At 62.9% G+C, this 14374-nt stretch carries 14 protein-coding genes; 4 read left to right on the plus strand and 10 right to left on the minus strand.

From position 1 onward, the window contains the following. Window positions 1-42: 42 nt before the first annotated feature. Complete coding sequence (locus EN861_RS12000) at window positions 43-687, minus strand: hypothetical protein (protein ID WP_127871359.1); 645 nt, start codon at window positions 685-687, stop codon at window positions 43-45. Window positions 688-906: 219 nt separating this feature from the next. Here EN861_RS12000 and EN861_RS12005 point away from each other — a divergent pair, with 219 nt between their 5' ends. Both EN861_RS12005 and EN861_RS12010 read left to right on the plus strand, forming a co-directional pair. Further along, window positions 907-2586, plus strand: a complete 1680-nt coding sequence (locus tag EN861_RS12005; RefSeq protein ID WP_127871360.1) for an electron transfer flavoprotein-ubiquinone oxidoreductase — start codon at window positions 907-909, stop codon at window positions 2584-2586. Window positions 2587-2728: 142 nt separating this feature from the next. Beyond that, complete coding sequence (locus EN861_RS12010) at window positions 2729-3325, plus strand: DUF922 domain-containing protein (RefSeq protein ID WP_127278150.1); 597 nt, start codon at window positions 2729-2731, stop codon at window positions 3323-3325. Between the two features lie 53 nt (window positions 3326-3378). Here the strand turns inward: EN861_RS12010 and EN861_RS12015 are convergent, their stop codons facing one another. The 5 genes from EN861_RS12015 to EN861_RS12030 all read right to left on the minus strand — a co-directional run bounded on the left by EN861_RS12015 (window position 3379) and on the right by EN861_RS12030 (window position 7045). Further along, window positions 3379-4389, minus strand: coding sequence for an endonuclease/exonuclease/phosphatase family protein (locus EN861_RS12015; protein ID WP_245511634.1), 1011 nt, complete (start codon window positions 4387-4389; stop codon window positions 3379-3381). Window positions 4390-4524: 135 nt separating this feature from the next. Then, window positions 4525-5985 (minus strand): AMP nucleosidase, encoded by a 1461-nt coding sequence (locus EN861_RS12020; protein ID WP_245511630.1) that lies wholly within the window; start codon window positions 5983-5985, stop codon window positions 4525-4527. 116 nt (window positions 5986-6101) lie between these two features. After that, window positions 6102-6296: a hypothetical protein gene (locus EN861_RS12025; protein WP_127871363.1), complete on the minus strand. Its 195-nt coding sequence runs from the start codon at window positions 6294-6296 to the stop codon at window positions 6102-6104. Between the two features lie 39 nt (window positions 6297-6335). Beyond that, window positions 6336-6491, minus strand: coding sequence for a hypothetical protein (locus EN861_RS35405; protein WP_167531191.1), 156 nt, complete (start codon window positions 6489-6491; stop codon window positions 6336-6338). 212 nt (window positions 6492-6703) lie between these two features. Further along, complete coding sequence (locus tag EN861_RS12030) at window positions 6704-7045, minus strand: DUF2147 domain-containing protein (RefSeq protein ID WP_127871364.1); 342 nt, start codon at window positions 7043-7045, stop codon at window positions 6704-6706. A 440-nt stretch (window positions 7046-7485) separates the two neighbouring features. On the opposite strand from EN861_RS12030, the gene EN861_RS12035 reads away from it, so the two are divergent. Together EN861_RS12035 and EN861_RS12040 are read left to right on the plus strand one after the other, a co-directional pair. Further along, window positions 7486-7752 carry a sel1 repeat family protein gene (locus EN861_RS12035; RefSeq protein WP_127871365.1) on the plus strand — a complete coding sequence of 89 codons (267 nt, stop codon included), beginning with the start codon at window positions 7486-7488 and terminating at the stop codon, window positions 7750-7752. Between the two features lie 431 nt (window positions 7753-8183). Beyond that, window positions 8184-9305, plus strand: coding sequence for a branched-chain amino acid ABC transporter substrate-binding protein (locus EN861_RS12040; protein WP_127281159.1), 1122 nt, complete (start codon window positions 8184-8186; stop codon window positions 9303-9305). A 183-nt stretch (window positions 9306-9488) separates the two neighbouring features. Here EN861_RS12040 and EN861_RS12045 read toward each other — a convergent pair whose 3' ends face one another. From EN861_RS12045 to EN861_RS12060, 4 genes are all read right to left on the minus strand, one after another. After that, window positions 9489-11474: an acetyl/propionyl/methylcrotonyl-CoA carboxylase subunit alpha gene (locus EN861_RS12045; protein ID WP_127280394.1), complete on the minus strand. Its 1986-nt coding sequence runs from the start codon at window positions 11472-11474 to the stop codon at window positions 9489-9491. 174 nt (window positions 11475-11648) lie between these two features. Further along, complete coding sequence (locus EN861_RS12050; protein ID WP_127871367.1) at window positions 11649-12113, minus strand: hypothetical protein; 465 nt, start codon at window positions 12111-12113, stop codon at window positions 11649-11651. A 120-nt stretch (window positions 12114-12233) separates the two neighbouring features. Continuing rightward, window positions 12234-12764, minus strand: coding sequence for an O-acetyl-ADP-ribose deacetylase (locus EN861_RS12055; protein ID WP_135863715.1), 531 nt, complete (start codon window positions 12762-12764; stop codon window positions 12234-12236). A gap of 2 nt (window positions 12765-12766) precedes the next feature. Beyond that, the gene (locus tag EN861_RS12060) at window positions 12767-14374 is read right to left on the minus strand and encodes a carboxyl transferase domain-containing protein (protein ID WP_127871369.1); all 1608 of its coding nucleotides are present in this window, start codon (window positions 14372-14374) and stop codon (window positions 12767-12769) included.

Below are 14374 nucleotides of genomic sequence, written 5' to 3' on the forward strand. Positions count from 1 at the left end.
CATCGTCCGGGCGGCGTCAATTTGCAACCTCGGCGAGGCGTCCTAGCCAGTGGGTATGCGCGGATCCTGCACGAGATAGAAAGTCCACCGCGGCGTGTAGTCCGTCATCAGGAATTCGAAGCTGGCGGTTTTCAGCGGATCGACCTTGCCGTTTTTGAACAGCAGCCGGTCATAGGGTTCGAAGTCGCGGTCGAAATCGGCGAAATTGCTCGACCAGATATTGTCCGGCGTCTTGTTGCGCTGGTCGAACGAAAGCCCATCGCCGAACACGCTCGGCTGGTCCAGTATTTCCTGCAGCTCGAACTGGAACTCGATCCATGCCTGGCCGCTGTTGTTGAGCACGTCGATGCGCATATACATGATGCCGTTGGCGAACTCGCCCGCTTTGCCGAAGGTCTGGATCGGCTTTGTGGTGCGGATGGTCAGCGTCACCGGGGTCGCCGAATTCAGCTCTTCGGTGATGACCAGCGGATCGTCCTTGGTTCCGATTCCGGACGCTCCGGTGATGCGGAAGCCGCCAAGCTCGTCCGAGAACGAGTACGCGCCTGTCGCCCACACTTTCACTTCATCCGCGACGGCATGACCCGGCGCCAACGCCAGAAGGGCAAAAATAACCGCCCGGCAGGCCCGGCCGGGCGTTGATGGAAAGCGCGTCGAAGATAAGCCGCCTGGCCCGGGAATGCGCATGGCGGGAAGTATGGCCGATAAGCAAGCCGTCGAACAATCAAAAACGCGAGCGAGGCGTGTTTCCAGGCGCAAACGGCTTATCCTGCGGCAAGGTGCGCGACTTTTTGGCCAAATCCGCATTGTCACGTATGCGCCGGTTTCCTGTCGCCAATTGATGCGCTATGCAGCGCAGGAGCCAGCAAGATGCGCCAATGGCGGCAAGCCAGTGCGGAGGGGTTGATGAGCGATATCGAACGCGAGAGCATGGAATTCGACGTGGTCATCGTCGGCGCCGGCCCTGCCGGCCTTGCCGCGGCCATCCGCCTCAAGCAGGTCAATCCCGAGCTTTCCGTCGTCGTGCTGGAAAAGGGCGGCGAAGTCGGCGCCCATATCCTGTCGGGCGCCGTCGTCGATCCGATCGGCGTCGACCGGCTGCTGCCCGGCTGGCGCGAGGAGGATGGTCATCCCTTCAAGACGCCGGTCACGGCGGACCATTTCCTGGTGCTCGGCCCCGCCGGCTCGTTCCGCCTGCCCAACATCCTGATGCCGCCGCTGATGAACAACCACGGCAACTACATCGTCTCGCTGGGCAACGTCTGCCGCTGGCTGGCTGGCAAGGCCGAGGCGCTTGGCGTCGAGATCTATCCAGGCTTTGCCGCCGCCGGCCTGCTCTACAATGAAGAAGGCGCCGTCACCGGCGTCGTTACCGGCGACATGGGCGTCGAGAAGGACGGCACGCACGGTCCGGGCTTCGCGCCGGGCATGGCGCTGATGGGCAAGTATGTGCTGATCGGCGAGGGCGCGCGCGGTTCGCTCGCCAAGCAGCTGATCGCCAAATACAACCTCTCCGATGGCCACGAGCCGGGCAAATACGGCATTGGCCTCAAGGAACTCTGGCAGGTCAAGCCGGAGAACCATCGGCCGGGTCTGGTGCAGCATTCCTTCGGCTGGCCGCTCGACATGAAGACCGGCGGCGGTTCGTTCCTCTATCATCTGGAGGACAACCAGGTGGCTGTCGGCTTCGTCCTCCACCTCAATTACAAGAACCCCTATCTGTCGCCCTTCGAGGAATTCCAGCGCTTCAAGACCCATCCGGCGATCGCAGGCACGTTCGAGGGCGCCAAGCGCCTGGGCTACGGCGCGCGCGCCATAACCGAGGGCGGCTGGCAGTCGGTGCCGAAATTGTCGTTCCCGGGCGGCGCGCTGATGGGGTGCGCGGCGGGCTTCGTCAACGTGCCGCGCATCAAGGGCTCCCACAATGCGGTGCTGTCTGGGATGCTGGCGGCCGATCATGTCGCCGAGGCGATCGGCGCCGGCCGTGCCAATGACGAGCTTTCCGCCTACGAGGAAGCCTGGCGGGCGACCGACATCGGCAAGGACCTGAAGAAGGTGCGCAACGTCAAGCCGCTCTGGTCGCGTTTCGGCACCATCATCGGCGTCGGCCTCGGCGGCCTCGACATGTGGCTGAACACGCTGTTCGGCGTCTCGCCCTTCGGCACACTAAAGCATGGCAAGGCCGACTATGCGACGCTCGAGCCTGCCGCCCAGCACAAGAAGATCGCCTATCCGAAGCCGGATGGCGTGCTCACCTTCGACCGTCTCTCCTCGGTGTTTCTGTCCAACACCAATCACGAGGAAAACGAGCCGGTGCATCTCGTCGTCGGGGACATGGCGCTGCAGCAGCGGTCGGAGCACGATGTGTTCGCCGGACCTTCCACGCGCTATTGCCCGGCGGGCGTCTATGAGTGGGTGGACAAGGACGGCAACGCCGCCGCCGATCCGCAGGCCAAGGACGTGCGCTTCGTCATCAACGCGCAGAACTGCGTCCACTGCAAGACCTGCGACATCAAGGACCCGAACCAGAACATCAACTGGGTGCCGCCGCAAGGCGGTGAAGGACCGGTCTACCAGGGCATGTGACCCCTGAGCCGCCGGGCTGTCCAGGGCGCGGCGGCAGAAAAAACGCCGCGGAGTGCTGGCTGCGCGGGGCATGCAGCACAGCAGAACCGTTGAAACGATCACCGGCTTGTGGTTCCCTTCTCCAGGGACAAGGAGAAGGCCGATGCGCCGGACAGTTCTGACATGCCTCATCGTCATCGGAACACTGTGTGCGCCGGAGGCCTGGGCTGGCACCAGGGCAATCGTCCAGACTCGGACCTACGACATCAAGGGAAGCTCGGGTACGGCCTTCATCGAGGCGATGGACAGCAAGGGTCCCAAGCATGGCTTCATGACGCATGCCATCGCCACAACTGCCTATACCGTCGACTGGGATCTCGGCGGGGGGCAGGACAACGGCTTCTGCCGGCTGCGGCGGGTCAACGGCACGCTCAATCTGTTCTACACCTTCCCTCGCGTTGGTTCGCCCATGACGCCGGCGCTGAAAAGGCGGTGGAACAGATTTTTCGCCGGTGTTCGCGCCCATGAGGAAACGCATGGGCGCATCGCCAGGAAGATGATGCGCGCTACGGAACGGTCGATAGCCGGCCTGCGGGTTGCCAACGACCCATCATGCGACAAGACGCGCCGCGAGGCTCGGCTTCGCATCAAGACCGTCTATGCGGAATATGAGGCCAGGCAAAACGCTTTCGACCGGCGCGAGCATAGCGATGGCGGCCATGTCGAACATCTGATCGCTGCCTTGATCGGGAAACCTTGAACGCGCAATCCATTCGCCATCTCGACGCTTCTGCGCTGCGCGGCGCGTGTAAGTCAGCCCTGCGACTTGGCTGACAAGCCGCTCGCCGCGAGCGCCGTGGCGTGCCCATCCTCGGGCTGCTTCTGATCCGATCGAACCGTAAATTCGACCAGCACCGGCAGATGGTCGGAGCCGGTATCCTCCAGCCGCGTCGATGACAGGATCTTCAGCCCGCCCTTGCTGAACACCTGGTCGATCGGCAGGCCCGCATAGCGGCGCAGGAAGTCGGGCAGTGTCCGGTGGATCCAGGTCGGGCCGGCTGAAGGCATCAGTGTCAGCCCGCCGAGCGCCGCGACCCGCCGCACCGCCGCACTCCAGGGCACGGCGTTGCAGTCGCCGGCCAGGATCGCGGTCTCGCCGAGCGCGGCCAGTGGCTGCGCCAGTTCGCCGATCTGCCAGTATTGCTCCTTCGGCCAGGGCCAGCTCAAATGGATCGCGGCGACATCGACATCGCTCCCGCCAAAGTCGATGGTGGCGGTCGCCATCGCGCCGCGCGGCTCGCAACGCGGCGCGGTGTCGGCGGCAAACGGCCGGCGCGACAGCAGCGCCACGCCGAACATGCCGTTCGGGTAGGGGCAGAGGATACGGTAGGGGTAGGCGCTGGCGATGTAGCCAAGCTCGGTCGTCCACATCGCCGACACTTCGTCGAGGGTGATCACATCAGGATTGGTGCGGCCGATCAGTGAGAGCACTTTCTTCGGCGTCGGGTTGTTGAAGCGCAGGTTCATCTGCAGCAGGCTGTAGACGATCTGGTCGGCGGGCTTGGCAACTGCTGGCTGCGGCCACAACCTGGGCAGTGCGTTTGCCGTCGTGGCCAGGCAGGCGATGGCGAAGAGCAGTGCCGCGGCCGCCTGCAGCCGGTAGGAACTCGCAAGCAGCGGCAGCGCCAGAAGCGCCAGCAGCACACTGAAGTGAATGCGGAAATGCGAGAAGGAATCGAAAGCGGGGTGCAGCGCGCCGAAAAACCCGGCCAACAAAGCGGCCGACAATACCGTTATCGCCAGGAATACCAGCCCAGCCGTCATGTTCAAGCGCGCGCCTGTTGTCATTGAGGTCGTGTCTGCCGAATGCCGCCTGCCGATCCGTTCGATTTTGCTTGTCCGCCAAATTACGGCCTGAGCAAGACGACCAATTGCCTCGCCGAGGCTTCGCACGACCGCCTACTGGAACGCTGTCTCCGAAAAGCTCCTGAGCTTGCGCGAATGCAGCCGCTCCATCGGCATCTCGGCCAGCTTCTCCATCGCCCTGATGCCAATGGTCAGGTGCTGCGCCACCTGGCGTTTGTAGAACTCGGTCGCCATCCCAGGCAATTTCAACTCGCCATGCAGCGGCTTGTCGGAAACGCACAGCAGCGTGCCATAGGGCACCCGGAAGCGGAAACCATTGGCGGCGATCGTGGCCGATTCCATATCGAGCGCGATCGCGCGCGACTGTGACAGGCGCTGCACCGGTCCGCGCTGGTCGCGCAGTTCCCAGTTGCGGTTGTCGATGGTGGCGACGGTGCCCGTGCGCATGATGCGCTTCAGGTCATAGCCAGACAGGCCAGTGACCTCGGCGACTGCTTCCTGCAGCGCAACCTGGATCTCGGCCAATGGCGGGATCGGCACCCAGACCGGCAGATCGTCGTCCAGAACGTGATCCTCGCGCACATAGGCATGCGCCAGCACATAATCACCCAGTGCCTGAGTGTTGCGCAGCCCGGCGCAGTGACCAAGCATCACCCAGGCATGTGGCCGAAGCACCGCGATATGGTCGGTGATGGTCTTGGCGTTGGAAGGACCCACGCCGATATTGACCATGGTGATGCCGCCATGGTTCGGCTTCTTCAGATGGTAGGCCGGCATCTGCGGCAGGCGCTGTGGCGCTACGCCTTCGCTGGGCGCACTCTGCCCGGCCCGGGTGATGACGTTACCGGGTTCGACAAATTCTGTGTAGCCGTGGCCCCCCTTTTCCATCAGGTCGCGGGCGCGGGCGACGAACTCGTCGATGTAGAACTGATAGTTGGTGAACAGCACGAAGTTCTGGAAATGCTGCGGGCTGGTTGCGGTGTAGTGCGTCATGCGGTGCAGTGAATAGTCGATGCGCTGCGCCGTGAACGGCGCCAGCGGCCGGGGCTCGCCGAAGGCGACCTCGAACGTGCCGTTGGCGATCTGATCGTCGGTACCGTCGAGATCCGGCACGTCGAACAGGTCGCGGATCGGCCGCTTGATGCGCTCGGCAGCGGCGCCGTCCACATAGGTGCCTTCCAGGAAAGCGAAATGCAGGGGAATCGGCGTGGTCGATTCCGAGACGGTCACCGACACGCCGTGATTGCGCATGATCAGCCGAAGCTGCTCGATGAGGTAGGTCTCGAACAGGTCCGGCTGGGTCACCGTGGTGGCGAAATGGCCGGGCGTCGGCATGTGGCCATAGGCCTGGCGCGAGTCGACCTGGGTGAACGAACTCGTGGTGACGCCGATCTCGGGGTAGAAGGCCCGGTAGCGCTTGCTGCTGTCGCCGCCGGCGGCAAGGGCTGCGAAGGAATCGCGAAGGAACTTGGTGTTGCGGTTGTAAAGCACCTTCAGCGCGGTAACGGCCTTTTCGGCATTGTCGAAGCTTTGCCGGCCAAAAGGCTCGGGCATGACGACTGATTCGATGGCTTGGGGGTAGATTCGCTTTTCCATGACTCAATATAGAGACTTGGGGAGGCGGTTGGGAGGGGGCTCGCCGCCGAAGGCGCTCAAAGCGCCATTTTTCTTCAACCCCGCTGCAGGCTGACCAGCAGCACGAACCCGACGCCGGACTTTCTGAGCGCCGGCGCCTCGATCGTCGAGCCGGCATCGGCGCGCATCATCGGCACCGCCAGGACCGGAGCGGCCAGGAGCACCAGGATAAGCGCCGCCCTCGGCAGGAGCCGGAGGGTCTTGGCGAGGTTGGCGGCGATGCGGTTCATGATGTCTGTGCTTTTCTTTTCGAGGTCTGGTTCTCTGTTTCAGTGGCGAAGGTTGGTCGGGCAGGCGAGGTGGCACATTCTGGCGGCTTCCTCCCAGGAGCGGGGGGACCGGGCCGCTTCGGCGACGAGGATGGCGAAGAACATCCCAAACAGGCTCATCAGCAGGCAGACGATGGTGAAGCGGCGAGCAAGCATTGGGTCCGTGTCTCCTTCAACACGCAGGAGAATGCCCTGACGCCTCTGAACCGGCTCTGAGGCCGGCGTTCATCTGCGGTTCAAATTGATTGACGGGACATTGGCTGGGTCGCCGCCGGCCCGAACGGCCATCGAGGGTCACGGTCAGCGCGTCGATAAAACGAAAACGGGGCCCGCCGGGCCCCGTTTTGAGATCGCAAGGAGATGGACGATCAGAGCTTGTGCCAGGTCTGGCTCTTGCAGATCAGTCCGCCTAGCACGCAACCGCTCATCTTGAGCGAGGTGCCAGCCAATGTCGCCTTGCCGGAATAGGTCTTGTCGTTTGCCGGATCGGTGATGTTGCCGGTATATTTGTTGTCGCCGGCCGCCTTGAGCGATCCGATGGTCTTGCCGGCATATTTACCGGACTTGAGCGTAATGGAAAATGAATCGCCGCCTGAAATGGCCGCGGTGTCGCCTGCCTGCGTTTTCCAGTTGCCCTCGATCGGATCGGCCCATGCCGCGCCGCTCAGCATCAAAGTGGCCGCCAGGGCCAGGCTCACTTTTCGAAACATGTCTTCCTCCGTTTGGATAGCCGGCCGGATGCTCCGCCTCGCCGGTCTGCCGCTTACGCAAACGTAAGCTAGTCCAGCTTCCGTCAAAACAAAAGCGGTGCCGCAACGGAAGACTTTGGCGTTTTGAAAGCGGCTGAATTCGCTCTGTCGGGACGGAAACGGAAACGATCGCCGCGTCGTGTTTGTTTCCCGTGGTTAGCGGAGTGTTGATCGGGGTCCCGAAAATTTTCGTCAAATTTGGCGAAAACCAGCCGAATTGCTGGTTTCGTATCCTTAACGAATTTCCGTGTTTACCTCTTGTTTTAGCTTTGTTTTCCTCAAATTAAGCACGCCATTTAACGACGGATTCAAGCCTGCGCGGCATTCTCGAAAGCATCGAAAGAGCGCGCCCCGGACAAGACAAACGGAGGCAGCTCTCGGGAGCCAGACAGGGGACTAAAATGGCACGTTTTGAAATGCTTGAAGCAGGCTTCGGCGCCATGGGGGCAACTGCCCAGGCCGACATTCTTTTCGAACTGGGCATGATGTATGCGACCGGTCGCGATTGCGAGACCGATGTCGTTGCCGCCCACAAATGGTTCAACATCGCCGCCATCAAGGGTTCGGCCCGCGCCGCGGAACTGCGCTCGGAACTCTCGTCGGCCATGTCGAAGGTCGAGATCGCCAAGGCGCTGCGCGAAGCCCGCGAATGGATGACCATGCACTGAGTTCCGCCAGACGGGGACGCTCCGGCCAAGACCGCTAAAAGACGGTCGGGCCAACAGGGACAAGGCCGCGCAGACAGCCAGGCCACGGGCCAACAACAAAAAGAATGCGGCAGGCCGACAGGCCCAAGCCGCGCGACGGACCATGATCCCGAAAGTGGAATCGGGGCTTCGGCAAGATCATGGCCAACAGGAAGACAGGGAAGGTGGGTTGGGTTCACAGCGCGGGGGCGCCGGGGAAACAGCCTGACAGGCAAAAAGCCACGACCAGCCGGAACAAGGCTGGCGTGGCTTTTTGCGTGGATGAGACCGCGCAGGCCCAATCGAGCGGCGCCAATGCGCCTAGACAGGCCCGGTGAAGGATGAAATTGTCCCGCCTCTCTGGAAGAAGCGCGGCCGGGGCGGCCGCGCGTGAGTGGAGGAGTTCTATTGTCATGAAAAAAATGAGTATTTTGAGCGCGGCCATTTTCGGCCTGATGATGAGCGCGCCTGTCGCATTCGCCGACGACATCACCGTATCGGTGGTTGGCCCGATGACCGGACAGCTCGCGACCATCGGCGATCAGTTCAAGCAGGGCGCACAGGCCGCGGCCGATGCCATCAACGCCGCGGGCGGCGTCAACGGCTCGATGATCAAGCTCGACATCGAGGACGACCAGTGCGACCCCAAGCAGGCCGTTTCGGTCGCCAACCGCATCATCGCCAACGGCGTCAAGTTCATCGACGGTCATGCCTGCTCGGGTTCGAGCATTCCGGCCTCGGCCGTCTATGCCGAAGCCGGTGCGCTGATGATGAGTCCGGCCTCTTCGAACCCGGTGCTGACCGACGCCGCGGCCAAGTCCGGCTGGCCGACGATCATGCGTCTTTATACGCGTGACGACGCACAGGGCGCCTTCATCGGCCCGTGGATCGCCAAGAAGTATGCCGGCAAGAATGTGGTCATCCTGCACGACAAGAGCGCCTACGGTCAGGGCGTGGCTGACGCCGTCAGGGCAACCATGAATACCGGTGGCCTCAAGGAAGTCTACTATGACGCCATCAACCCCGGCGAGAAGGACTATTCGGCGCTTGTCACCAAGCTGAAGGATCTCAAGGCCGATGTCGTCTATTTCGGCGGCTACCATCCTGAGGCTGGCCTGATCCTGCGTCAGTCGGCCGAACAGAACCTGAAGTTCCAGCTGATCATGCCGGACTCGATCGCCTCGCCGGAGTTCTGGCAGGTTGCCGGCCCGGCCGGCGAGGGCACCATGTTCGTGTTCCCGTCGGATCCGCAGGCAAAGCCGGAAGCCAAGGCGGCCGTCGAGAAGATCAAGGCCGGCGGCTTCGTGCCGGAAGGCTTCACGCTGTTCTCCTACGCCGTGGTCCAGGCTTTCGCCGAAGGCATCAAGCGTGCCGGCAGCGACGATCCGGCCAAGGTTGCCGAAGCGTTGAAGAACGGCACGCCGATCAGCACCGTTGTCGGCGACGTCACCTTCGACGAGAAGGGCGACCTCAAAAATGCCAGCTATGACATCAACCAGTGGCATGACGGCAAGTACGCGCCGATCGCGCAGTAATCGCTCCGACGATCGGCTAGAGCAATTCTAGGAAAAGTGTGTAGCGGTTTTCCGTCCAGAATTGCGTAAAAACAAGAAGTTAGAGCGGGTCAGAGATTCTATCAAACTCTGAACCGCTCTAGTCCAAGGAAATGGCCGGGTTCTTCCCGGCCATTTCTGTTTGCGGTCCGCGATGCGCTCCGGCTATCGGCCGGTGGCGGCGGTCGACGCGTTCTGGTCCTCGATGAACCCCACCAGCACCGCCCCGTCGGTGACCTGTGACCCTTCCCCGGCGATCTCGGCGATCACCCCGTCATGCGGGGCGGCGATGGTGTGCTCCATCTTCATCGCTTCGAGGATCAGCAGAATTTGTCCCTTGATCACGGCGTCGCCTTTCGCCACGCGCACAAGCTTGACGAGACCCGGCATCGGCGCGCGCAGGCTGCCGGAGGCGGCAGCGGCTTCATCGCTCCTGGCCAGGGGATCCGGCACGGTGAAAGTATAGGCGACAGCGCCTTCGAACACGGTGATGTGGCCAGGCCAGCGGGCGAGGCGGGGAACGGCCCGAAGGTCATGCGAATTGGTGCTGTCATACGGCGCATCGAGCGCCACCTGAAAGCGTCCGTCCGGCCGCATTGAAACCTTGGCCAGGATGGCCTCGTCGCCGAACTTCAGCCGCATGCGCCGCGCAACCCCGTGGAAATGCGCATAGCCGGCAAGCGACGACCAGGGGTCGTCCGACGACGGCAATGCTCCGGCACCCGAGGCCGCCAGCGCGGCAGCCGAGATGACTTCGCCGGTCGGCGGCGCGACCGCCGTCAGCATCTCCTGGTGTCTGCCGATCAGGCCGGTATCGACGTCGCCCGCCGCAAAATCCGGATCGGCGGCAAGAGCGGCAAGAAAAGCGGCGTTGACGGTGGAGCCGGCAATCTCGATTTGCGCGAGCGCGGTGCGGAGCGCCTCCAGCGCCGCCTGCCTGTCCCCGGAATGGACGACCAGCTTCGCGATCATGGGGTCGTAATAGGGCGAGATGGCATCGCCAGCCCGCACGCCGGTCTCGATGCGCATCGCGGCACCCTCGGGGGCAACGCCCGGAAATTTCAGGTGGTGCAGCGTGCCCGTCGCCGGCAGAAACCCCTTGGCCGCGTCCTCTGCATAGATGCGCGCCTCGAAGGCATGGCCGCAAAGCGCGATCTCGCTTTGTGTCTTCGGTAGTTTTTCGCCGCTGGCGACGCGTAACTGCCACTCGACGAGATCGGTGCCGGTGACCATCTCGGTGACCGGATGCTCGACCTGCAGGCGGGTGTTCATTTCCATGAACCAGAAGCGGTCGGCCTTGAGGCCTTGCGAGGCGTCGACGATGAACTCGATGGTGCCGGCGCCGGAATAGTTGATCGCCTTGGCGGCCTTCACCGCCGCCTCCGTCATCGCCTTGCGCAAGGCCGGCGTCATGCCGGGGGCGGGGGTCTCCTCGATCACCTTCTGGTGGCGGCGTTGCGCCGAGCAGTCGCGTTCGTAGAGATGCACGGCATTGCCGAAATTGTCGCCGAACACCTGCACTTCGATATGCCGTGGCTTGTCGACGTATTTTTCGACCAGCACGCGGTCGTCGCCGAAGGCGGCCTTGGCTTCGCGCCGGGCGCTGGACAGCGCCTCGGAAAAATCATCGGGATGCTCGACGCGCCGCATGCCCTTGCCGCCGCCGCCGGCACGCGCCTTGATCAGCACGGGATAGCCGATCTCGCGGGCTTTCGAGGCAAGCAGAACGATCTCCTGCGCCTCGCCATGATAGCCCGGCACGACCGGAACGCCGGCTTTCTCCATCAGCCGCTTGGCGGCGTCCTTGAGCCCCATGGCGCGGATCGAAGCGGCCGATGGGCCAATGAAGGTGAGCCCTGCGGCTGTGACCTGATCGACGAAGTCAGGGTTTTCCGAGAGGAAGCCATAGCCCGGATGGATCGCTTCGGCACCCGTCGCAAGTGCTGCCGCGACGATCCTGTCGCCGCGCAGATAGCTCTCGCCGACAGGCGAGGGGCCGATATGGACCGCCTCGTCGGCCATTTCGACATGCAGGGATCTCGCGTCGGCATCCGAATAGACGGCGACGGTGTGCACGCCGAGCTTGCGGGCGGTGCGGATGACGCGGCAAGCGATCTCGCCCCGATTGGCGATCAGGATCTTGCTAAACATGGAGCCTCCAGCGGCGAATTTGCTTCGAGCGACGCAGGCCTTGCTTCGCGCTCGCCTCAGTCCTGCCGGACATATCCCCCACGAGAGGCACGCTGTCCCGCCGACCTATGCTGGCAGACGTTCCCTCGACCTCTCCCTTACCAAGGGAGTGCTCCAGCTGGCGTTCGGCCCTGCCTACTTCGACGCCGAGATGGCGCAGCCGCCGCTCGCGGTCTTGAGCTTCCACCGTGTCAAGCCGGCCTGGCAGTTGCGCAGCGCCATTTCTTCCGCGGCCTTCTGGGACGGCGCGTTGAGCTTCGTCCCGCAGATGATGTAGAGGTCGACAACGCGCGAATAAAAGGTCGTGGCGTAGGCCGAATGACCGCCCGCCGCGATATAGGCTTTGTACGCCACGTTGCATTCGCTTTTCGGATCCGAGCCCATGGTCGGTGGAAAATGCACGTCTCCCTTGCTTCCCGCCAGTGAACCCGCCGTCGCGGCGGCGACTGTCGTTACGACAAGCAGTCCGGTCAGCACCGGGAAACGAACGTGGTCTTTCCTGCCTGCAAGCGATTTGGCCCTGCTCATGCCAGTCGCCGAGAACATTAGTAATCCTGCAAGTATCGACGCTGCCGACTTGCGACAATATTTCCGAACCATTTTCACCCCAGCCCAATTGCCCAACCCAGTGTGAGCAATAGCGAACATTCGGTGCCGCCGCCAGTTCGCCGGTAGAAATTTTCATTTGGCTATGATGATGAATCGATTGGTCCATACAGTTCAACTTTCCCCCAGAGCAGCAATGGCTCTTCGGTATAGTTCTGAAGTCGGCTCATCGAAGCAGCAGAAAGTAACGGTTTCCGGCGATGTGTTCCGTGCAAGGAAGCTGCCGACCGTTCGGACCGCGATCGCAGTCGCTTCAGCCTTCGGATACCGGTAGACACCAGTCGAGATTGCTGGAAAGGCAATTGTCCGGTAATCATTGGCAAAAGCGATTTCGAGCGAGCGCTGGTAGCAGGAGGCGAGCAGTTCTGCCTCACCCTTGCCGCCACCCTGCCAAACCGGCCCGACCGTATGGATGATTTGGCGGGCCGGCAGCCGATAACCCTTGGTCAGCTTTGCATCGCCCGTCTTGCAGCCATTGAGCATGCGACATTCGAATTCGAGTTCCGGCCCGGCGGCGCGGTGAATGGCTCCGTCGACCCCGCCGCCACCGAGCAGCGAGGAGTTGGCGGCGTTGACGATGGCATCGACCGCCAGCTTGGTGATGTCGCCGGTGTGAACGCTGATCCGGTCGCCCGTGGCGCTCATCATCACATCCTGAACACACCGAAGCGTGTCTCCTCGATCTCGGCGTTGAGCGCGGCCGACAGGCTGAGCGCCAGCACCTCGCGTGTCCGGGCCGGATCGATGATACCGTCATCCCAGAGCCTTGCCGAGGAATAGAGCGGGTGGCCTTCATGCTCGTACTTCATCAGGATCGGCTTCTTGAATTTCGCCTCCTCCTCGGCGGTCCATTCCCCGCCCTTGCGCTCGATGCCTTCGCGCTTGACCATGGCTAGCACCGTCGCCGCCTGCTCGCCGCCCATCACCGAGATGCGGGCGTTGGGCCACATCCACAGGAAGCGAGGTGAGTAGGCGCGGCCGCACATGCCGTAATTGCCGGCCCCGAACGAACCGCCGACGATGACGGTCACCTTGGGCACCCTGGCGGTCGCAACCGCCATCACCAGCTTGGCGCCGTCCTTGGCGATGCCGCCCGCCTCGTATTTCCTGCCGACCATGAAGCCGGTGATGTTCTGCAGGAAAACCAGCGGGATCTTGCGCTGGCAGCACAATTCGATGAAGTGCGCGCCCTTCAGCGCGCTCTCGGAAAACAGCACGCCATTGTTGGCGATGATGCCGACCGGCATGCCGTGGAGATGGGCAAAGCCGGTGATCAGCGTCGTGCCGTAGTTCTGCTTGAACTCATCGAATTCTGAACCGTCGACGACGCGCGCGATCACCTCGCGCACGTCATAGGGCTGGCGCAGATCGGTCGGGACGATGCCGTAGAGCTCATCCGCCGGATGAAGCGGCGGAATCGCTTTCTGTAACTTCAGGCTTACAGCCTTGTTCCGATTCAGGTTCTTGATTATGCGCCGGCAAATGGCGAGCGCGTGTTCGTCGTCCAGTGCATAGTGATCGGCGACACCGGAAAGCCGGGTGTGCACATCAGCGCCGCCCAGATCCTCGGCGCTGACATCCTCGCCGGTGGCCGCCTTCACCAGCGGCGGTCCGCCGAGGAAGATGGTCGCCTGGTTGCGCACCATGATCGTCTCGTCCGACATCGCCGGCACATAGGCGCCGCCGGCGGTGCAGGAACCCATGACGCAGGCGATCTGCGGGATGCCGGCCGCCGACATGTTGGCCTGGTTGTAGAAGATGCGGCCGAAATGCTCGCGGTCGGGAAAGACCTCGTCCTGGTTGGGCAGATTGGCGCCGCCGCTGTCGACCAGATAGACGCAAGGCAGGTTGTTTTGCAGCGCGATCTCCTGCGCCCGCAGATGCTTCTTCACCGTCAGCGGATAATAGGTGCCGCCCTTCACGGTGGCGTCGTTGACGACGACCATCACCTCGGTGCCCTCGACACGGCCGATGCCGGCGATCAGGCCGGCCGACGAAATCTCCTCGCCATACATCGACCAGGCGGCGAACTGGCCGATCTCGAGGAAAGGCGAACCGGTGTCCAGCAATTGCGCCAGGCGTTCGCGCGGCAACAGCTTGCCACGGCCGACATGGCGCTCGCGTGCCTCGTCCGAGCCGCCCCGCTCGACGGCCGTGGCCTTTTCGGCGATGTCGGCAACCAGAGCCCGCATGCGCTCGGCATTGGCACGGAAGGTTTCGGAGGAAGGAGAAATCTGGGTTTGCAGCGTGGCCAT

Source organism: Mesorhizobium sp. M8A.F.Ca.ET.218.01.1.1, from assembly GCF_004791165.1.
GTDB lineage: Bacteria > Pseudomonadota > Alphaproteobacteria > Rhizobiales > Rhizobiaceae > Mesorhizobium.

What these genes read in the sequence shown, in the direction of transcription:
- EN861_RS12055 (WP_135863715.1), bottom strand. Translation starts at nt 12,764, where the DNA reads ATGAGCGCCACGGGCGACCGGATCAGCGTTCACACCGGCGACATCACC.
- EN861_RS35405 (WP_167531191.1), bottom strand. Translation starts at nt 6,491, where the DNA reads ATGCTTGCTCGCCGCTTCACCATCGTCTGCCTGCTGATGAGCCTGTTT.
- EN861_RS12000 (WP_127871359.1), bottom strand. Translation starts at nt 687, where the DNA reads ATGCGCATTCCCGGGCCAGGCGGCTTATCTTCGACGCGCTTTCCATCA.
- EN861_RS12035 (WP_127871365.1), top strand. Translation starts at nt 7,486, where the DNA reads ATGGCACGTTTTGAAATGCTTGAAGCAGGCTTCGGCGCCATGGGGGCA.
- EN861_RS12060 (WP_127871369.1), bottom strand. Translation starts at nt 14,374, where the DNA reads ATGGCCACGCTGCAAACCCAGATTTCTCCTTCCTCCGAAACCTTCCGT.
- EN861_RS12020 (WP_245511630.1), bottom strand. Translation starts at nt 5,985, where the DNA reads ATGCCCGAGCCTTTTGGCCGGCAAAGCTTCGACAATGCCGAAAAGGCC.
- EN861_RS12030 (WP_127871364.1), bottom strand. Translation starts at nt 7,045, where the DNA reads ATGTTTCGAAAAGTGAGCCTGGCCCTGGCGGCCACTTTGATGCTGAGC.
- EN861_RS12015 (WP_245511634.1), bottom strand. Translation starts at nt 4,389, where the DNA reads ATGACGGCTGGGCTGGTATTCCTGGCGATAACGGTATTGTCGGCCGCT.
- EN861_RS12025 (WP_127871363.1), bottom strand. Translation starts at nt 6,296, where the DNA reads ATGAACCGCATCGCCGCCAACCTCGCCAAGACCCTCCGGCTCCTGCCG.
- EN861_RS12005 (WP_127871360.1), top strand. Translation starts at nt 907, where the DNA reads ATGAGCGATATCGAACGCGAGAGCATGGAATTCGACGTGGTCATCGTC.
- EN861_RS12050 (WP_127871367.1), bottom strand. Translation starts at nt 12,113, where the DNA reads ATGGTTCGGAAATATTGTCGCAAGTCGGCAGCGTCGATACTTGCAGGA.
- EN861_RS12045 (WP_127280394.1), bottom strand. Translation starts at nt 11,474, where the DNA reads ATGTTTAGCAAGATCCTGATCGCCAATCGGGGCGAGATCGCTTGCCGC.
- EN861_RS12010 (WP_127278150.1), top strand. Translation starts at nt 2,729, where the DNA reads ATGCGCCGGACAGTTCTGACATGCCTCATCGTCATCGGAACACTGTGT.
- EN861_RS12040 (WP_127281159.1), top strand. Translation starts at nt 8,184, where the DNA reads ATGAAAAAAATGAGTATTTTGAGCGCGGCCATTTTCGGCCTGATGATG.